Raw genomic sequence first — 19,718 nt, 5'->3', positions numbered from 1 at the left:
CCGGGTTCACCGCGCGGCTGCAGGCAGCACCCGGTGATCTCACCGGGGCGGGGGCGCGGCACCGAGCTAGAGCGTGTCTCTGTGAGACGGCCTGAGGTTCGCTACCCGCGAGGGCGGGCGCTAAGTCCTAGTGGTCCGGCCTTCCGTCGGCCGGGCTTCTCCTGCTTCCAGGTGCTCACCGCCGGGCTGCGCGCCCGCCCTCGGTCCGTGCGGCTGCCCACAGTGCGATCTGCGTGCGCGAGCGCAGGCCCAGCTTGTCGCGGACCTTGTCCAGGTGCGTGGCGACCGTGTGGATCGAAAGGCCGAGCCGGTCCGCGATCTGCCGGTTGGTCAGCCCTTCGGCGACGAGTTCGGCCACCGTGGACTCCCTCACGGTGAGCCGGAGCCGCTCGTCGGTGGCGCGGCCCTCGTGCCTCGACCGGTCCTCGCCGCTCCCCGCGCCGAGCGCGTAGGCGACCAGCCGTTCTCCGCGCAGCCCACGGGCACCGGCGACGGCAGCCTCCTGCGCCGCAGCCGACAGCCGTGTCCGGGCACGGGCCGCCGCCTGTTCCATCCTGTGCCGCCAGGGAGCCTCGGGCTCGGTGTCCAGGCGGCGCCGCGCCTGCACACTCGCCTCGTACAGCCTCAGCGCACGCTGCATGTCGCCGCTCTCCGCGGCCACGAGGGCCAGGCCCTCCACGGGGTACAGGGCATGGAAACTGGCCCCGGGAGCGATCCGCAGCACCTCGGCGAACAGGATCTCCGCACTGCGCAGACGCCCCAAGGCCAGCCGTACGGCGCCCGCGGTGTGCAGCGCGGCCGCGATCCGGGGCCACGGCGCTTGTTGCCTCAGCACGGGCAGGCACCGTGTCATCAGTTCGTCGGCCTCCAGCGCCCCGCCGGACTGAAGCAGCGCCCAGGCCAGGTGCTGGGTGCACCAGGCAATGTCCTGCGGCGTGCCGGGGGACGCGACGACCTCCAGGCACTCCCTCAGATCCGCGACGGCCTCGGCGAACTCACCGCGGCACAGGCGCGCCGCCGCCCGGGCGTCCAGGGCGTTGGCCAGTCCGGCGGCGTCACCGCGCATCCGTTCGCTCTGCACGGCCTGCTCACCCAGGCGCAGCGCCTCGTCCAGGTGGGCCTGCTGGCAGGCCACGCGTGCGGCGAGCGCCGGCACCTGCCCACCCAGCGCCCGGCTCCCGACTCCCCGCAGGAGTCCGGTGAGCAGCCCACGGGCGGCCGACGGCTGCTCCTGCTGGTAGTGCACACGTGCCAGCTCCAGTGTCAGCCGCACCGGTACGGCGTCGCCGTGGCCGGCGCTGCAGGCCAGTACCGAGGCGAGATTGTCCCGTTCCGCCGCGAGCGGGCTGCCGGCCTGGTCGGCGAACACCTCCCCGCGCTCCCGCCCGGCCAGCTCGGTCAGCCACGCGAGCGCCCGGCGCAAGGTGGCGTGAAGTTCGCCGGACGCACGCAGACGGTCCAGGGCGCAGGCACGGATGGCACTCAACTGCCTGAAGCGTGTGGGTGCCGTCTCTCCCGGCAGACGTACGACGAGCGACTTCGCCTCCAGGGCGCACAGGATGCGGAACACCTGCCGCCGGCCTATGCCGTCACCGGCGCAGACTGATTGCGCAGCGGTCGCGTCGAACCCGCCGACCAGCACCGAAAGGCGCCGGAAGACCGCCTGCTCGGCGGGATCCAGCAGTCGATGGCTCCAGTCGACAGCTGCGGCGAACCCGCTGTGGCGTGCGGGTCCGGCTCTGCTTCCCCCGGTCAGGAGGTCCACCTGGCAGAGCTGGTCGTCCAGCCCTGCCAGGATGTCGCTCAGCGCGAGCGCACCGACGTGGCGGGCCGCGAGTTCGACTGCGAGCGCCAGGCCGTCCAGGCGCCGGCAGATCTCGGCCACCAGATGGCCGTTGCCGCGATGGAGCGTGAACCCTGGGGAGTTGCTCGCGGCGCGGTCGGCGAAGAGCCGTACGGCATCGGACTGCATGAGGGCCGTCACATCGTCTTGGGCGTCGGCCGGCGGCAGGGACAGTTCGCCGAGGCGGAACACGGTCTCTCCGGGCACCCTCAGGGCCTCCCGGCTGGTGGCCAGGATCCGCAGACACGGGCAGCGGCCCAACAGGGTCGCCGCCAGCCGGGCGCACGGTTCGGCCAGATGTTCGCAGTTGTCCAGGATCAGCACCCGGGAGGCGTCACCGATCGCCTGGACCAGCACGTCGATGCCGGTCCGGCCCGCTCGTTCGCCCACCCCCAGCGCGGCGGCCAGGGACTGCGTCGCCAGCGCGCCGTCCTGGAGCGAGGCGAGTTCCACGAGGTCGACTCGTGCGAACCGTCTCGGTAACCCCCTGGCGAACTCCAGCGCCAGCCGGGTCTTGCCCACACCGCCCGCACCGGTCAGCGTGAGAAGGCGCGAGGTCCTCAGGAGGGTACGCAGGCCCGACAGTTCGCGCCTGCGGCCGACGAAGGAGTCGAGTGCCGACGGCAGGACGCTCCCACCGGCCGTCGAGACCGCAGGCGTGACACCCGGAGCCGCCCGTCGCCGCAGCGCCCGCTGCCGGCAGGCGCTGGAGCAGTATCGAGCCGGCCGGCCCCCGTGCGGCCTCACGATCAACGTCGCGCCGCACACATCACACGCTCGACTCCGGCTCATCCCGGACTCCTGGCCGCACCGCCTCGGAACGAAACCATCGCCTTCAGCCATGTGTCTCTGCGAAGGCTGCGCCGGTCGGCTCCGGCAGGAGCGGTGCGGCCCCGGTCACGCGTGCGGCGGCCGGCGCCGTGGCGGGGCCGGCCACTGCAGGCATCCAGGTGCGTCAGGGTGTGGCGGCGGGGTCGATGCCGAGCACGACGGTTCCGGTGACTCCCTTGCCGAGGTCACTGCCTGCCTGGGTGAGGGTCAGCACGGTCGAGGACCCGCCGTTGCGGTAGATGCCGTCCCGCGCGTTCCGCGTGCGGGCGGCCGTGTTGTTCCGGTACGGGGACAGGGCAGCGATCCTGGTGTTGTACGCCTCCGGGAAGTAGAGCTGGCCCGTATGGGACACGTGGCCGCCGTGGTACGTCCCGTTGGACACGGTGCCTCCCACATGCGTCTTGACGTGGATGTGGAGGGCCCGGCCGACGTACCAGCCGGGGTAGACGGTGGTGAACTCCGCGACACCGGCGGAGTCGGTCAGCTGCACGCCGCGCAGGAAGGTGGTGTCCGGGGTGGAGCCGCCGGCGACGTAACCGGAGTAGACCCCGAGGGCGTCGCAGTGCCAGATGTCGACCGCCGTCCGGGGCAGCGGTGCGCAGGTCGCCGCGTCGACCACGGTCACGCGGAGGGTCAGCGGAACACCCGCCTTCCCTTCTGTGACGTCCTTGCGGACCGTCTCCAGGTCCAGGTAGTACGGCCCCTCGGTCTGCTCGGGTGTGAGGACGCAGGCGGGAGCCGGCCGGGCCGCGTCCCGGTGCTCGGTGCCGGCGGTCGCCTGCGTGGCGGCGAGACCCAGCGCGGCAACCCCTAGGGTGGCGCCGCCCAGGGCGGCTATGACGGACCTGCGGGTGGCATCTGCCGGAACGGCCGACGGCTGGGGGCCGCGCTGCGGTTCCGCGGTGTTGTGGCGGGGGGTGTCAGTCATGGCGTGAGCATGACGCCTGGGACGGCTCACGGGATCGCACGGACGACCCACGAGGCAACCGCGTTACGAAACCCTCCATGGGTGCCGCGTGCGTGCCGTGCACGGTCGCCGCGCCCATGCCGATCCGGATCAGCAGGACGAGGGCCTGACGTCAGTGTTGGGCCATGCGCGGGCGGCGTCGCTCCGACAGACGCAGCCCGTACGGTCGTTCACCGGCCCCGCGAGGCTCCGCGGGTCCCCGCAGGCACTTCCCTCCGCGACGACCCCCTCGCCGAGGACACCCTGCCGACCCGGGTGCGGCGTTGTTCGACAGCGAGACCACCCGGTTCGGGTTGTCGGCACCGGCCTCGGCCGTCCGTGCGGTGAGCAGCGTTCGTCGGGGCCCGCATCACGTCGTACGTCCCGATCCCCCGTCAGGAAGCCTCGCCGCTTCCGCGGACCGCACTGCCCCTCCACGATGTCCCTGGTGACTTCCCGATGCACGACATGGGCTCGGTGCGGACGTCAGCCTGCTTGTCCCACCCGCAGAGCCGTCCCACCTCAGCTTCACTCGCTGCGCAGGACCTTCGACCCGTGCCAGCGGCAGATCGTGAGAGCGAACTGGAGGTCGAAGGCGTTGGCGTCGAGGTCGAGGTGGTAGTGGTCGACGGCGCGCTGGACGCGGTAGTGGACGGTGTTGCGGTGCACCATCAGCTGGTCCGCGGTGGCGGCGTAGCTGCGATGGGTGGCGAGGAAGACGCGGAGCGTCTCGCGGAGGAGTTCGCGGCGGCGGTCGTCCACGGCGAGGTCGCCGAGGGTGTCGTGGACGAAGTCGGCCAGTTCGCGGGGCTCCTCGACCAGGAGGGCGACGGGGGCGACGCGGGTGAAGGCAACCACTTCGGGGGTGCCGGCCCCCGCGGAGAGCGCGAGGGCCTTGGCGCGGGCGGCAGCGCGGGTGCTGCGCCGGAAGCCGTCGAGGCCCGGGCGGACGATGCCGAGGGCGACACGCACCGGTAGTGCTGCCTCGGCCAGTTCGGCGGCGACCGTGTCGGGGTCCACCGGGCAGCCGGGCCTGACGGCCAGCCAGATACGGGCGGCGGCCTCGTCGGTGTGGACCAGCAGGGGGCGCCCGTGCGCACGCAGGACGGTGTGCAGCAGCGACGACAGCCGGTCGAAGACGGCGGTGGGGTCGGTGGTCGCCGTGGCGCCGTGGCACCAACCCTCGACGGCCATGTGGTTGCCGGACAACCGGTAGCACAGGGCGGCCTCGGCCTGCCGCAGGTCGACGCGGGGGTTGTCGAGGAGCTGGTTGACCCAGTACTGGCGCAGCATGCCGCGGGTGCCCACCCAGCGTTCGCGCTCCTCCTCGTAGACACGGCCGATCTGGTCGCAGACCCGGTCCACATAGGCGGAGCTGAGGCCGACCAGGGTGATGACGGTGCCGGCCGGGTCCGGCAGCCCCAGCCGGACCGCCTCGCCGAGGACGAGGTCCAGACTCTGCGCATGGCCGAGCCGGTAGGCGCGCAGCAAGGCTGAGAGCGGAACGTCGCGCTGGGCGAGCCTGCGGGCGTAGGAGACGGCTGAGGCCGGCGCGTCCACGGTCTGCGGGTCTATGCGATTGATGATCACGTGCAGAGCCGTGACGATGTTCTCGGTGATGCTGGCTTCCAGGAGCCCGTGCAGCAGTTCGTCGTGTTCGAGTTGGGCGATCTCCGCCTCGGTGGTGGCGACAAGCCTGGCGATGACGTCGTCCCGGTCGGCCTGTATCACCTGGGCCGCGAGAACGACCGGATCCGGTGCCCCCTCCGGCCGCTGCGCGGGACCGTTCACCGGTCCAGGTACCGCAGTGCGGAGCGGGCGGCGTTCGCACCGCACATGCCGTGGACCCCCGCACCGGGTGGGGTGGCCGCCGAGCACAGGTACACGCCGGGGATGCCGGTGCTGTAGGGGTCGAGGGACATCCGGGGGCGCAGCGCGACCTGCCGTGCGGTGTTGGCACCGGCGACGATGTCGCCACCGACGAAGTTCGCGTTGTACCGCGCCAGTTCGGTGGCCGAGCGCGCCGAGAGTCCCACGATCCGCTCACGGGCCCCCGGCGCGAACCGCTCGATCTGGCGCAGCACCGCCTCGGTGGCGTCACCGGGGTGGCCGTGCGGGACGTGGGCGTACGCCCAGACGGGGTGGATGTCGCCGCGGGAGCGGCCGGGGTCGGCGAGGTACTGCTGGCCGACCAGGACGAACGGACGCTCGGGCATCCGCCCGGCGGCGGTCTGCGCCTCCGTACGGACGACCTCCTCCAGGGTGCCGCCCAGGTGCACGGTGCCCGCGCGACGGCATGCCTCGTGGGTCCATGGGATGCCGTCCTGGACGGCGAGGTCGACCTTGAACGCCGCCGGGCCGTGGCGCCAGCCGCGGTAGGCCCGGCGCACCCGGCTGGGCAGCCGGTCGCCGCAGATGCGTGCCGCGGCTCCGGGTGCGGTGTCGAGCATGACGATCCGGGCGGGGGCAAGTCCGGCCAGCGAGTCGACCCGCACCCCCGTCTCGATGGTCCCGCCGAGCTGGGCGAGCAGTGCGGCCAGCGCATCTGTGACGGTCCGCGACCCGCCGCGGGCGACCGGCCAGCCGAAGCGGTGTGCGGCGCCGACGAGCATCAGCCCGACCGCGGAACCGGCCGGCCCGGTCAGTGAATACATCAGATGTGCCGCCGCTCCCGCGAACAGCGCCCTGGCTTCCTCGGTGTGCCAGCGCCGGGCCACCGCTGTGGCGGGCTGGAGTGCCCTGAGCCCGAACCTGGCCAGCGCCACCGGGTGGGCGGGCAGATGAGGCACCGGGCGCAGGACATCCTCGGTGAGCGCGTCGAAGTCGTCGGTCAGTGGGGCGAACAGCCGCTCCCATGCGGGGCCGTCCGGGCCGAGCCCGCGCACGGTCCGCTCCATGGAACGGAGCAGCACCCCGGCCCGCCCGCCGTCCAGCGGGTGAGCCAGATCGACCTCGGGCCACGCCCAGTCGAGGCCGTACCGCTCCAGGCCGAGGGTACGCAGGAACGGCGAGCCGACGCCCAGCGGGTGGACCGCGGAGCAGTGGTCGTGCAGGAGGCCGGGGAGGGTCAGTTCGCTGCTTCGGGTGCCGCCGCCGATCTCGTCGGCGGCCTCCAGGACGGTCACCTTCAGCCCCCGCTGGGCCAGGGCGACGGCGGCGGCCAGGCCGTTCGGGCCGGCCCCCACCACGATCGCGTCAGTCATGTGCGGCCGCCGCCTCGATCGGCGGTCGCGGGCGCGCGACGGGCTCGACGGGGATCGCGGGGCTCTCGTCGTCGAGCCAGGGCTGCCGGGTCACCATCTCCCCTACGTTCACATGTCCCTCCTCGATCAGGCCGCTCGCCGCGTCCACGATGCGGTAGTGCTGGCGCTGCCGGTGGGTCGGCTGGGACTCCAGCACGACGACGCGCAGGTCGCCCGGTGCGAAACCGCACCGCTGCTGTACGGCGGCCACCAGCTGCTCGTTGTGCAGATGGCCGTCGCCGAAGTTCCAGCCGAGGACTGCTCCCGCCACGGTCTCGCCCTCCCGCACATCGTAGGACTCCACGTCGTCCACGGCCCGCGGCAGCAGACCGGCCAGCGCACGGCCGTGGCTGTGCATCGCCCGCCAGGCGAGCCCCTGGTGCAGCACCAGCTCGGCGGCCTCGGCTCCGTACAGGCGGGTGAGCTGGTCCACGGGCAGACCGGACGCCTTCACCACGTGCTCGCCCAGCCGGGGCTCGGTGCCCTTGCGGAAGCACCACAGGCTGGTGGCCCAGTTGCCGGCGTAGTAGCGCATCGAGGGCAGGAACGACACCAGGTCGGGGCGGACGTGCCCGAGGAGCGGGACCACGGCCAGGCTCAGCACCAGCACCGCGGCCAGCAGCGGGGAGTGCAGGGCGAAGGCGCCGACCGCCGCGTCGTGGCCGAAGAGGACGAGCGCCGAGTAGATGAAGAAGACGTTCCACTCCAGCGGTACGCCCATCGGGAAGGTGGACATGATGTGCAGATGGAAGACGACCATCACGGCCAGAGCGATCGTGGTGACGGGTCCGCCGTGCGAGAGCACCAGGACCAGCGGCACCACGTATTCGATGACCGTGCCGCCGTGCGCGGCCGCGGCGGCGAATCGGGACGGCCTGAGATCGTCGGGGTGGTGGCGGTACAGCCGGCGTTTGAACCAGGCCGGGCGCAGCGGGCTGTTGCTGATCATCACCGCGACCACGAACGGGAAGTGGCGGTTGAGCTTGGAGGAGGCGGCGCCCCACCACAGGGCGAGCATGACCAGTTTCAGCGCGGCGGTCGTGTCGCTCACCGGGAAGAGGAAGATCACCAGCGTCAGACCGTAGTGCTCCGCGCGAGCGGCGAGGAAGACGGTCTTGTCGCGCAGCCCGAGCAGCGCGAGCAGCGCGGCGAGGACGGCGACGCGCCACGGAGCCAGTACGCCGGACGCGCCCGGGTCGCCTCCCTCGCCCGGTGAGCACAGCAGCCACACCGCCGTCCCCAGCAGCGCCCCGTACAGGGCCACATCGGCCACCGTGCGCCGGGTCCCGGCGGTGAACGGGATGCGGCCGGGCCAGGGAGGGAGCCGTATCGTGCCGGGGCGCAGCCAGTGCAGAAAGGCTCCTACCGGCGGCAGGAAGTGTGAGCTGAGCGGGCCCGAGCCGCAGCCGAGGCCCAGCACCTCCCACAGCAGTGTCCAGACGACGAGTTTCTGATAGACGACCGGTTCCGCCCACCAGGAGTCGAAGTGCGCGATGCCGCCCGCGCCGGGGGTGGCGGAGACGACCGCGATGCCGCCGAGCGCGTACGCGGTGATCTTCACCAGGTACAGCAGGTGCACGATGCCGGGGGTGCCGAAGCCGTGCATGGTCCAGTGCTCGGCCAGCGGCCTGATGCGTTGCTGGTAGGGGCGGCTGCGCCACTGCTGTATGTCGACGTCCGCCGTGTTCGGTGCGAGAAATCCCATGACTGCTCTCCCGCCCCCCTGCTCAGCCGGCCACGGTGACGGCGGTGGCCCTGGCCCGCAGCGCGGGCTTGTCCGTCTTGCCGACGGGATTCCTGGGCAGCCGGTCGACGAAGGTGATCCCGGTGGGCACCTTGAACCTGGCCAGCCGGGCCCGGCAATGGTCGAGCAGTTCGCCCGCGTCGGTCGCCGCGCCCGGGCGCAACGCCACGAACGCCACCGGTACTTCGCCGAGCCGCCGGTCGGCGGCGCCCACCACGGCGGCTTCGAGCACTTCTGGGTGATCGCCGAGGACGGTCTCGACCTCCTTGGGAGAGATGTTCTCGCCACCTCGGATGATCACGTCCTTGATGCGGTCGACCAGCACCAGATAGCCGTGCTCGTCGAAACGGCCGACATCACCCGTGTGCAGCCAGCCGTCGACCACGGCGCGGGCGGTCTCCTCCGGACGGCCCACGTAGCCACGCATCACGTTGGGTCCGCGGACGACCACTTCACCGGTCTCCCCCGCCGGGACGATCCGGCCCTGGGAGTCCATCACGGCGACCTGCTGGCCGGGCAGCGGCCGTCCGACCGTGCCGGGCCTGCGCGGGCCGTCCAGCGGGTTGGTGGTGGAGGCGCAGGTGCCCTCGGAGAGGCCGTAGCCCTCCAGTACCGGGATGCCGTAGCGGCGCTCGAAGCGCTCGACGAGTGCGGGCGGCATCGGGGCCGCCCCGCAGGCGGCGAACCGCACCGACGAGGTGTCCGGCCGTACCTGCTGCGGCAGTTCGGCGAGCATCGAGTAGATCGCCGGGACCGCGGAGAAGAAGGTCGGGCGTGCGGCGGCGACCACGTCGAAGAAGGTTGCGGCCTGGAACCGCCCGGCCACCGTGACCCGCCCACCGGCCAGCAGCGGGGACAGCGCGCCGACCACGATCCCGTTGACGTGGAAGAGCGGCAGGACGAGCAGGCTGTGGTCGGCCTCGGAGAGCCGGGCGGCCTCGATCATCATGCCCGTCATGGCGGCGAGGTTGGCGTGGTCGAGCATGACACCCTTGGGGCGCCCGGTGCTGCCGCTGGTGTAGATCAGCAGGGCAAGCGCGTCCGCGTCCGTCTCCGGTACGGCCGTGTCCTCGGCCGCGGCGCCCAGTTCGGCCACCGTGAGCGTCCCGAGTGGCGACGGCTCCGCGGTGACGACCATCGCGGCACCCGCGTCGCCGAGCTGGTACCGCACCTCGTCCTCGGTGAGCGCCGGGTTGACCGGGGTCACCGCCGCGCCGAGTCGCCAGGCGGCGAAGAGCGCGACGACGAAGTCCACCGTGTTGGGCAGCAGCAGTGCCACCACGTCCCCGCGCCCGGCCCCCCGCGCCCGCAGGGCCGCCGCGGCCCGGCGGACCCGGCGGGCGAACGCCGCGTTGTGCACGACTGACGTGTCGTCAGTCAGGCAGGGAGCTTCCGCGTCCCGTCGGGCCCGCAGATCTGGCAGTTCCGCGATGTGCATGTCGGCTCCTCGTGGTACGTCGACGGACGTCGGGCGGCCGGGGGTGCCCGTCCCGGGGCGGGACGGATGTCCGGTGCATGAGGAGAGACGGTACGAATCGGCGGGGCCTGCGGCCCATGGGCGCGGACGACGACGCTCGCGGCCGGACTTGTGCGCGGCGCACGAAGTCGGGGCGGCACGCCCGCACTGGTCCGCGCCGGCGCCGAGGCACGCTTCACTCGGGGCCGGCGCGGGGTCGTGGGGTGTCCGGGTCAGACGAAGGCGCTCTCGCCGGTTACCGCCTTGCCGACGATGAGGGTGTTCATCTCGCGGGTGCCTTCGAACGAGTAGATCGCCTCGGCGTCGGCGAAGAACCGGGCGATGTCGTAGTCGAGCACGATGCCGTTGCCACCGAAGATCTCCCGGCACCACGCGACCACCTCGCGCATCCGCGAGGTGACGTACGCCTTCGCCAGTGCCGAGTGCTCGTCGCGGAAGACCCCGGCGTCCTGCAGCCGTGCGAGCCGGACCAGCATGCCCCAGCAGGCGGTGATGTTGCCGAGGCTCTTGACCAGCAGGTCCTGCACCATCTGGAACCGTGCGATCGGGCGGCCGAACTGCCTGCGTTCCTTGGCGTGGTGGAGCGCCAGCTCGTAGGCGCCGATCATCACGCCGAGGGCCTGCCAGGCGACCCCGCTGCGGGTGGCGCGCAGGATCTCCGCCACGTCACGGAAGGAGTTGATCTTCTGCAGCCGGTTGGCCTCGGGCACCTTGACGTCGGTCAGGGTGATCTCGGCGTTCTCCACGATCCTGAAGGCGATCTTGTTCTCGATCTTCACCGGGGAGAACCCCGGGGTGCCCTTCTCCACCACGAAGCCCTTGACCTTGTCGTCCGCCTCGTCGCGGGCCCAGACCACCACCAGGTCGGCGAAGGTCGCGTTGCCGATCCACCGCTTGGCGCCGTTGAGCACCCAGTGCTCGCCGTCCCAGCGGGCCGTGGTGCGCATGCCCCCGGCCACGTCGGAGCCGCCGAGCGGCTCGGTCATCGCGAAGGCGCCGATGGTGTCCAACGCGGCCATCGAGGGCAGCCAGCGGTCCCGCTGTTCCTGGTCGCCACCGCGGTAGATGCTGTACATCGCCAGTCCGCTGTGCACGCCGAAGAAGGTGGCGCTGGAGGCGTCGGTGCGGGTGTACTCCATCGAGAGCATGCCGACCAGCAGATTGCTTCCGGCGGGCAGGGGGTCGCCGTAGCCCTCGTAGGGGACGCCGGCGAGTCCCAGCCCGCGGAAACCGCGGATGAGCTCGCGGGGGAACTCGCCCTTCGCCCAGTACTCGTTGACCAGCGGCTTGACCTCGGTGCGCATGAACGACCGTGCGCGCAGCAGCAGTTCGTGCTCGTGCGGCGGCAGCAGCGACTCGAAGTCGTAGAAGTCCGCGGCCGGCCGCTCGTCGACGGACGCCTTCTCCGATGCCTCCTCGGGCAGCAGGACGGTCATGACCGGGTCTCCTTCTCCAGGCCGGTGGCGCTGTCCCCGGGCGGACAGCACGGCGATCTGCTTGGTGTCGCGTTCCTGGCTGAGGTCGGCGTAGGAACGAGAGCCGTAGGCCTCCTCGACGGCCGCGACGAGCCGTTCGGTCTGTTCGGGGCTCTGCTCCGGGCGGCCTAGCGAGTCCCACATCCTCTGCATCGACACGCCGATGTGCTCGGCCATGTGCCGGTAGCCGCCGGGGCCGCCGCCGAGGTGCGCCCCGAGGAACGGTCCGACCGTCGCCCAGCGCAGGCCGAGCGAGTTCACCATCACGGTGTCCAGCTCCGCCGGGCTGACGACGCCCTGCTCGATCAGGTAGATCGCCTCCCGGGTGAGGGCGTTCTGCAGGCGGTTGCCGACGAAGCCGGGCATCTCCTTGCGTTCGACGACCGGGACCCGGCCGACGAAGCGGTAGAAATCCACGGCCCGCGCCACGCTCTCCTCGGAGGTGCGCTCCCCCGGCACCACCTCCACCAGCGGTACCAGGTGCGGCGGATTGAAGGGGTGGCCGATCAGGATCCGGTCGGCCTCCTCGACGGTGTCGGTGAACACCGTGGCGGGGATCGCCGAGGAGGAGCTGAGCAGCAGCGCGTGTGCGGGGGCCGCGCCGACCAGAGTGGTGAACAACTCCCGCTTGAAGCCGGCGTTCTCCGGCCCGTTCTCCTGGACGATGTCGGCGTCGCGCACCGCGTCGGTGAGATCGTCGGCGATGTGCACCCGCTCGGCGAGGCCGCGCACATCCAGGCCCTGCGCGGCCAGCTGCCCGGCCGCCCGGTCGAGCGCCTCGGCGACCGCCTCGGCCAGGTCCGGCCGCGGGTCGGTGACGCGTACCTGCATGCCGTGGCCGGCGAAGAGCGCGGCCCAGGACAGGCCGATCGTCCCGGCGCCGACCACTGCGGCGGTGGTGAATGACTCGGTCATCACATGTCTTCCTTCTGCTCTTCCTTCTGACCGCGTGGCCGTGCTCACCGCACGGGGTGGGCGGGGTGGGCCAGGTAGTCGTGGACGGGCTTGACCGGCGCCAGGGTCAGGTCGGTCAGGATGTGGGTGGCGGAGACGATCTCGCGCACGGGCAGATCGGCCAGCGGTGCCAGCACATGCTCGAAGAGCTGCAGCCGGGCGGGGCCGGTCCAGGCGCCCTTCACCGTGATGTCGGTGATCTCGGTGCGCACCAACTGCGCCACCTGCGGCGCTCCGTCGAACCCGGGGACCAGCTTCAGCATGTAGGTCGGCACACCGACCTGGTCCACGGCCTCCTCGACCGACAGCTCGTGGTGCTTGTAGCCCATCGTGGCGGTCGCCACCCGCAGCGTGCCCACGTCGAGGACACCGACCAGCGCTCCGTGGTCGACGTAGAGGGCGGGCGATCCGGCGGTCTTGGGATAGGCACTGGCCTCGCGGCCGGACGTGATGGCCGGAAGGTTGTCCAGGTACATGGCGTGCAGGTACTCGCCCCGCTCGCCCTCGTGGCGGACCGGGATCGCCTGGCCGGACTCGGTGTACGGCCCGTAGCCGCTGACGTCACCCATGTGCATGACCTCGAAGCGCACCAGTGGCTCGTCGATCTCCAGCGGTTCGGGCACGACGGCGCGCAGCGCCTCGTGGTCGGTGCGGTAGACGATGTTGAGGTACTCGCGGTCGGTGAACCGCGGCACGACCGGCGGATAGGCCGGGTTGGTGAGCGGCGCCGCGATGTGCCGGGGTACGTCGAACTGATGCATCGTGTCTCCCTCGGGGCCTACAGGCCCTGCCAGACCGGGGAACGGCGCTCGGTGAAGGCGGTCATGCCCTCGCGTACGTCGGCGGAGGCGGCAAGCCGGGCCATCTGCCGCGCCTGTACGGCGAACGCCTCCTCCTCGGGCGCGCCGTCGGCGGCGCGGACGAGTTCCTTGACGGCGGCCAGTGCCAGCGGGGCGTTCCGCGCGATCCGCTCGGCCGACTCAAGGGCGGCAGCGACGGTTTCCCCGGCCGGCACCACCCGGTTGGCGATGCCGAGCCGCCCGGCCCGCTCGCCGGTGACCGGCTCGCCGGTCAGCAGCAGTTCCATGGCCAGGTGGTAGGGGATGCGTTTGGGCAGCCGGATCACTCCGCCGCCCGCCGCGATCAGCCCGCGGCTGACCTCGGGGAGCCCGAACCTGGCATCGACCGCGGCGACGATCAGATCGCAGCCCAGGGCCAGTTCGAAGCCGCCTCCCATGGCCCAGCCCTCGACCGCGGCGATCAGCGGCTTGGTCGTGCGGGCCTGGGTCAGGCCGCCGAAGCCGCGCCCCGGGATCTCGGGCGACTCACCGGCCAGCGCGGTCTTGAGGTCCATTCCGGCGCTGAATGTGCCGCCGGCGCCGGTGAGCACGCCGACCCGCAGGCCGGGGTCCCCCTCCAGCTGGTCGAGGGCGGTGGACAGTCCGGCGGCGACGGCCGCGTTGACCGCGTTGCGCGCCTTCGGCCGGTCGATGGTGATGAGCAGTGCGGAACCGATGGTCTCGGTCCGCACCTCGGTGGTGCTGTGCATGGTGTGCGTCCTTGCTAGACGGCCGGTCGGCGGCCGGCGGCGAGTTCCTGGAGGACCTCTTCGGTGTGCTGGCCGGGCAGCGGGGCGAGCCGGCGGACCGAACCCGGAGTGGCGGAGAACCGCACCGGGATGCCGACCGAGCGGATGGCGCCCTCACTGGGGTGCTCCACCACGTCGAGCAGTCGGCCACTGCTCACGTACGGGTCCTCGGCGGCCCGGTCGAGTTCGAGCACGGGCGCCATCGGGATGCTGTGCTCGGCGCAGACCCGCTCCCACTCCTCGGTGGTCAGGCTCGGCGAGCACTCCGCCACCAGCTCCATCAGGGCATCGACGTCGTCATCGGCGATGGACTCGCCGTTGACACGCCGGTCCGCGGCGAGATCGGCGCGGTCGGCGGCGAGGAAGAAGTCCCGGAAGTTCTGCGGGTTGTACGGGATGACGCAGGCGAGGCCGTCCTGGGTGGGCACCGCGCGGTGCCCCCTCTTCATGGACAGCGGGAACCCGGTCGGCCCCTCGGGCGGTTCGAAGACATGGCCCGCCAGGTGCTCGACGAGGTTGAACGCGATGAGCGTGTCGGTCATCGGGATCTCGACGTACTGGCCGGCGCCGGTGCGGTCACGGTGGACCAGCGCGGCGAGCACCGAGTACACGATGGTCAGCGCACATACCTTGTCGCCGATGATCGTCGGCAGGTACGCCGGGGTGCCCAGCGCCCGGTTCGTCACGTCCACCAGACCGGAGGCGGCCTGCACGGTCTCGTCGTAGGCCGCGTTGCCGGCCCGGTCGGAGTCGCTGCGGAAGCCCTGGGCGTGGGCATAGACCAGGCCGGGGTTGCGGGCGGCGACGTCGGTGTGGCCGAGGCCGAGGCGGGCGAGCGCGCCCGGGCGCATGTTGGTGACCAACACGTCGGCGCTGTCGATCAGTTCCAGGGCCCGTGCGCGGTCGGCGTCTTCCTTGAGGTTCAACGTCACGCTGCGCTTGTTGCGGTTGACGTTGAGGTTGAGCGGGGTCATTCCGGGCGTGGTGCGGTACGGACCCACCCGAACCGTGTCGGACGGGGACTCGATCCTGATGACGTCGGCACCGAGGTCGCCCAGGATCTGCGCCGCGTAGGGCCCCATCACCACCGTTGACAGATCGATCACCCGCACCCCGTCCAGCGGACCTGTGGTGCCGGCGGCCGTGATGTCCATCATCACTCCTGTTCACGCAGTAATTTCATGTCGAATGTTTCCACCGACGACGTTATGCGTGAACGGACCGGAAGGGAATGATCAAGTGCCGAACAAGGGTATGACCACAGCGGTCACACCGAATACGGAATTCCCCAGAAAGGGAATCCGGAAATCAGTCAGACGGTGATGACCTCGTTGAAGATCCGGCGGGCCCGGACAGCGACCTCGCCCAGGTCGCCGTCGGCGTCCGCCCGATCAGCGCGCATCAACAGGCCCGTGATCAGGGTGGGTCGGAAGTCCTCCACCGGCAGCACAGCCACGTTGTCCAACCGGTACAGATGCATGGGGCTCTCCGGCGAGAGCATGGTCATCGAGAACGCGAGGCCGGAGGAGATCAGTTCCGAGCTGCCGGAATAGTCCGCCATTTTGATGCGGATTCTCTTTTTGACGCCGACCGAATTGAGACGGGCGTCGATCTCCTCGAAATAGGCCGGGGTGGCGTCGTTCGGCGTGGCCACGTACGACAGGTCGGCCAGCTCCTCCAGAGTGACGGACGACCGCCCCCCGAACCGGTCGGCCGGCACCGCGGCACCCAGCACCTCGTGCATCACCTCGATGATCTTCAACGCAGGGTCGGAGACCGGCAGCCGGGCCAGCGCCATGGCCAGCCTGCCGTCGCGAACCGCGTCCGCCAGGTCCGCCGACGTGCCGGGCCAGCGCTTGAGCTCGCACACCTCGCAGCACGCCTCCTCCAGCAGCCTGACCCGCTCCCGCAGCAGCGGGTGCACTCCCGCGGGCATCCCGATGAACAGCCTCTCCAGCCGTGGGCGCACAGCCTCGCTCAGCCGCCACGGGATCGAGTTGACGCGCTCCAACGCGTCGCGCGCCATCGGGAGCAGCGCGGCGCCCGCCGGGGTCAGAGCGACATGATGGGTGGTGCGCTCGAAGAGCTCATGACCGAGTTCGCGTTCGAGGTCCTTGATCCGCTGGCTGAGCGGAGAAGCCGCCATGTGCAGTCTGCGCGCCGCCTGCGAGAAGTTGAGTTCCTCGGCCACGGCGACGAAGTAGCGCAGGTGCAGCATGTCCACGCCGGTCACCCTACCCACGGCAGGAGTCACCGACCGCAGGAGCACCGAGGCGGCGGTCGCTGCCGCTCAGGTACCGACTGCCGGGCTCCGGGCCGTCCACGGGCCGCATCGTCGGCCTGAAACAGCACGCGGCCTCACTCGCGTCGACGTCGACGCGGGGCACACGTGTCGACTCCGCTCACGGACGGTGGTGTGACCGGATCTCCGGTGGTTCCACACATCATGGGGCTTTTCCGATACGGAGGCCGGTCGCGCCTGATGTAATCGGCGGCGGACGACCGAGGAGCAAGGGGGGCCCTGTGCAGGCCAAGGAAACGTTGTTCGCCGATCTCGTGCAGGGGCGGGCCCAGCAGTTCCAGGTGCCTCTCTACCAGCGGACGTACTCCTGGACCGAGAAACACCTCAAGCAGCTGTGGAGCGACATCCTGGAGCAGGCCGGACTGCTCGAGTCGCAGGAGGAGAAAGCGAGCACGCACTTCCTCGGCTCAATCGTGCTCGCGCCCTCACCGCAGAACGAGGCGACGTTCCCCCGCTGGCTCGTCGTCGACGGCCAGCAGCGGCTGACCACCCTGTCACTCGCCCTGGCCGCCATCCGCGACCACGTCGCGGACACCCAGCCGGACGAGGCCGAGCGCATCAACGAGGAATACCTGATCAACAAGCGGAAGAGCGGCAACGACCATCTCCGCCTGCTGCCGACGCAGGCGGACCGCCCCCAGTTCGCCGCCCGCGTCCGCGGCACCCTCACCGATCAGGTCGTCGGCAGCGGTGTCGCCACCGCCTACGCCTTCTTCCGCAAGAAGCTCGTCGAGGTGGACGATCCGGCGGCCCCCCAGGACGTGTTCCGCATCGAGCAGGCGATCACCTCCCGGCTCACCCTGGTGGCGGTGACCGCCGAACCCGGCGACAACGTGCACCGCATCTTCGAGTCGCTCAACAACACCGGCCTCAAGCTGAGCCAGGCCGACCTGCTGCGCAACTACCTCTTCATGCGGCTTCGGACGCGCGGCGAACACGTCTACGAGACCTACTGGCTGCCGCTGCAGGACAGTCTCAGCAATGACGAGCTGGAACAGCTCATGTGGCTGCAGCTCGTGCTCGACGGGGACGACCGGGTCCGCCGTCAGGACCTGTACGCCGCCCAGCAGAAGCGCTTCGAGAACCCGAGGACGGGTGAGGGGGAGATCGAGGCGTACATCAGGGAACTCCACCGCCGAAGCGCCCTCTTCCGCCGACTGCTGCACCCCGAGGAGGAACCCAGTCCCCCGGTCCGGGCCGCGCTCCGCCGCCTGGACGCGTGGCAGGCGGCCGTCACCTACCCCGCCCTGATGCTGCTGCTCGACCGGCGCGAGCGCGGCGAGCTGGACTCCTCCGAGACCGTCCGCGCCCTGGCGTACATCGAGAGCTTCCTCGTGCGCCGGATGATCTGCCGGGTCCCGACCAACAACCTCAACCGAATCTTCCAGGCCGTGCCCGGACAACTCCCGCGCGACGTGCCCGTCGCCGAGGGGCTGCACCAGCTCCTTTCCTCCGAGAACCGCTTCTGGCCCGATGACGCCGAACTGCGCGACAAGATCCGAAAGGCGCCGTTCTACCAGTACGGCCGGTGGCAGCAGCGCAAGTTGGTGCTGCAACGGCTGGAGGAGAGCTACGAGCATCCCGAACCGGTCGACTTCGCCGTCGCGCAACTCACCATCGAACACGTCATGCCGCAGTCGCCCAGTGACGAGTGGCTGCGCGAGCTGGGTGAGGAGGCGGCCGAGGACGAGACCGCGGAGGAGTTGCACGCCCTCTTCCAGCACACCCTCGGCAACCTGACGCTCACCGCGGTCAACTCGGAGCTGTCCAACCACCCCTTCGAGCGCAAGCAGGATCTGCTGAACGGCAGCCACCTGGAGATGAACCGCCGCATCGCCGCCACCGAACGCTGGGGCGTGCGCGAGATCCTGGCCCGCGCCGATGAGTTCGCCGACCGCGCGATCGCTCTGTGGCCGGCACCACTGCGGGGGGTCGGCCGCGCGGAACGCAGCCGCGACTGGCAGCTCGCCCACCAGGTCCTCGCCGCACTTCCCCAGGGCACCTGGACCTCCTACGGCGACCTCGCCGCGTTCCTCGGCTCCGGCGCCCAGGCCGTGGGCAACCACCTGGCCAACACCCCCGGCGTGGCGTACGCGTACCGGGTCCTCACCTCCGAGGGCAAGGTCTCCGACGGTTTCCGCTGGGCGACTCCCCAGAACGCGGAAAGCGACGACGTCCGCGCCCGACTGGCCGCCGACGGCGTCCGCTTCACGGCCACCGGAGCGGCCGACCCCGCCCAGCGGCTCACCGCCGACGACCTCGCCGCGCTGCTCGCGGGTACGGACGACGACGACACGGACGGCGAGAACACCGCTCACAACAACACCGTGGCGGCACCGGGCGAGGAGACGCGCGCCGAACGGTTCTTCCGCCAGCTCAGCGCGGACGACTCCCCCGAAACGGTCGAAGCCGTACGCGCAGTCCTCGCCCACTGGGAGGGACTCGGCGGCTGGATCGGCCACGGCGCGGGGCACGTCACCACCAGCGCGTACCTCATGCTCGGCGAGGCAGGCGGCCCGGGCCGCGGCATCTGGCCGCTGACGCTCTACCCCGGCACGGGACGCGGAGGCACGGCGGAGGTGGTGTTCCAGTACCTCGCCGCTCGGGAGCCGTTCATCGAACGCACACTGCGCGCCGAGTTCCTCGCCCGTCTCAACACGCTGGACGGCGTCGACATCCCGGAGGGCAAGCTGGAGCTGCGCCCCAACATCCCGCTGGCCCTGCTGGAGAAGGACCGCAACCGCAAGTTGCTCACGGAGACACTGACGTGGTTCCGGGACCGTTGGGACGGCCGGGGAACGTCCTGAGCCCCGCTGCCCATTGCCCAGGCAGCCGCCCGGTGGCCCCGCACCCGCCGCCGTACTCGGACCGGCTGTTCAGATCACGTACTCCCGCCCCGCGCCCGGGTCAGCTGCTTCAGTTCGATGATCGTCGCGACGGCGCGCAGCCAGGTGGCCGCGGTGTCGTCGGCGGCGATCCCCCCTGCGAGTTCGGTGCCGGCCCGCAGCCACTCCCGTACGAGGACGGCCGCCTCCCGGCGGGGCAGGGGCTCGGGCAGCTCCGCGGCGCGGGCCAGTCCGCCGGCGCGCACGATGTCGGCGAGGAAGGCGACCGAGCGCGGCTCGGTGCCGAGGCGGTCGAGGATGACGGCCGCGGCCGCGGCGCCGTCGCCGAACAGGGCGGTGCGCCGGGGGCCGGGCTCGGCGGCGAGGCCGTAACGCAGCAGGACGGTGATGTCGAGCCGGGCCAGCTCGTCGTCCGTGCGGTCCGGCGGGTACGGGGCGTCGTCGTTCATGGCGGGGCCTCGGGTGTCTCG

Annotated in this window: 13 protein-coding genes and 1 pseudogene; 1 reads left to right on the top strand and 13 read right to left on the bottom strand. The window is 71.4% G+C overall.

The window, feature by feature from the left end; all coding sequences use genetic code 11:
* Window positions 1-175 precede the first annotated feature (175 nt).
* The 12 genes and pseudogenes from ACF1BE_RS06905 to ACF1BE_RS06850 all read right to left on the bottom strand — a co-directional run bounded on the left by ACF1BE_RS06905 (window position 176) and on the right by ACF1BE_RS06850 (window position 16,318).
* Complete coding sequence (locus ACF1BE_RS06905) at window positions 176-2,635, bottom strand: ATP-binding protein (RefSeq protein ID WP_392197922.1); 2,460 nt, start codon at window positions 2,633-2,635, stop codon at window positions 176-178.
* Window positions 2,636-2,798: 163 nt separating this feature from the next.
* On the bottom strand, window positions 2,799-3,602 hold the full coding sequence (locus tag ACF1BE_RS06900; protein ID WP_392197921.1) for an intradiol ring-cleavage dioxygenase: 804 nt from the start codon (window positions 3,600-3,602) through the stop codon (window positions 2,799-2,801).
* Window positions 3,603-4,148: 546 nt separating this feature from the next.
* A complete protein-coding gene (locus ACF1BE_RS06895; protein WP_392197920.1) occupies window positions 4,149-5,411 on the bottom strand; it encodes a PucR family transcriptional regulator in 1,263 nt (420 codons plus the stop codon).
* A complete protein-coding gene (locus ACF1BE_RS06890; RefSeq protein ID WP_392197919.1) occupies window positions 5,408-6,823 on the bottom strand; it encodes a phytoene desaturase family protein in 1,416 nt (471 codons plus the stop codon). The genes ACF1BE_RS06895 and ACF1BE_RS06890 overlap by 4 nt, the downstream gene beginning before the upstream one ends.
* The gene (locus tag ACF1BE_RS06885) at window positions 6,816-8,567 is read right to left on the bottom strand and encodes a DUF3556 domain-containing protein (RefSeq protein WP_392197918.1); all 1,752 of its coding nucleotides are present in this window, start codon (window positions 8,565-8,567) and stop codon (window positions 6,816-6,818) included. Before ACF1BE_RS06885 ends, ACF1BE_RS06890 begins: the two co-directional genes overlap by 8 nt.
* Before the next feature lie 22 nt (window positions 8,568-8,589).
* Window positions 8,590-10,044, bottom strand: coding sequence for a class I adenylate-forming enzyme family protein (locus tag ACF1BE_RS06880; protein ID WP_392197917.1), 1,455 nt, complete (start codon window positions 10,042-10,044; stop codon window positions 8,590-8,592).
* 251 nt (window positions 10,045-10,295) lie between these two features.
* Window positions 10,296-11,519, bottom strand: coding sequence for an acyl-CoA dehydrogenase family protein (locus ACF1BE_RS06875; protein ID WP_392198219.1), 1,224 nt, complete (start codon window positions 11,517-11,519; stop codon window positions 10,296-10,298).
* A gap of 243 nt (window positions 11,520-11,762) precedes the next feature.
* Window positions 11,763-12,473: pseudogene (locus tag ACF1BE_RS06870) on the bottom strand (3-hydroxyacyl-CoA dehydrogenase NAD-binding domain-containing protein); the annotation flags it as partial.
* 44 nt (window positions 12,474-12,517) lie between these two features.
* Complete coding sequence (locus ACF1BE_RS06865; RefSeq protein ID WP_392197916.1) at window positions 12,518-13,273, bottom strand: acetoacetate decarboxylase; 756 nt, start codon at window positions 13,271-13,273, stop codon at window positions 12,518-12,520.
* A 17-nt stretch (window positions 13,274-13,290) separates the two neighbouring features.
* The gene (locus tag ACF1BE_RS06860; RefSeq protein WP_392197915.1) at window positions 13,291-14,061 is read right to left on the bottom strand and encodes a crotonase/enoyl-CoA hydratase family protein; all 771 of its coding nucleotides are present in this window, start codon (window positions 14,059-14,061) and stop codon (window positions 13,291-13,293) included.
* 14 nt (window positions 14,062-14,075) lie between these two features.
* Window positions 14,076-15,257: a CaiB/BaiF CoA transferase family protein gene (locus tag ACF1BE_RS06855; protein ID WP_392197914.1), complete on the bottom strand. Its 1,182-nt coding sequence runs from the start codon at window positions 15,255-15,257 to the stop codon at window positions 14,076-14,078.
* A gap of 155 nt (window positions 15,258-15,412) precedes the next feature.
* Complete coding sequence (locus tag ACF1BE_RS06850; protein ID WP_392198218.1) at window positions 15,413-16,318, bottom strand: LysR family transcriptional regulator; 906 nt, start codon at window positions 16,316-16,318, stop codon at window positions 15,413-15,415.
* Between the two features lie 305 nt (window positions 16,319-16,623).
* Between ACF1BE_RS06850 and ACF1BE_RS06845 the strand changes: the two genes are divergently transcribed.
* Window positions 16,624-19,209, top strand: a complete 2,586-nt coding sequence (locus tag ACF1BE_RS06845; RefSeq protein WP_392197913.1) for a DUF262 domain-containing protein — start codon at window positions 16,624-16,626, stop codon at window positions 19,207-19,209.
* 74 nt (window positions 19,210-19,283) lie between these two features.
* On the opposite strand, the gene ACF1BE_RS06840 is transcribed toward ACF1BE_RS06845, so the two are convergent.
* A complete protein-coding gene (locus ACF1BE_RS06840) occupies window positions 19,284-19,697 on the bottom strand; it encodes a hypothetical protein (RefSeq protein ID WP_392197912.1) in 414 nt (137 codons plus the stop codon).
* Window positions 19,698-19,718 lie beyond the last annotated feature (21 nt).

Source organism: Streptomyces sp. NPDC014991, assembly GCF_043080665.1.
Classification (GTDB): Bacteria; Actinomycetota; Actinomycetes; order Streptomycetales; family Streptomycetaceae; genus Streptomyces.
This window is presented reverse-complemented; position numbering and strand designations above follow the sequence as displayed.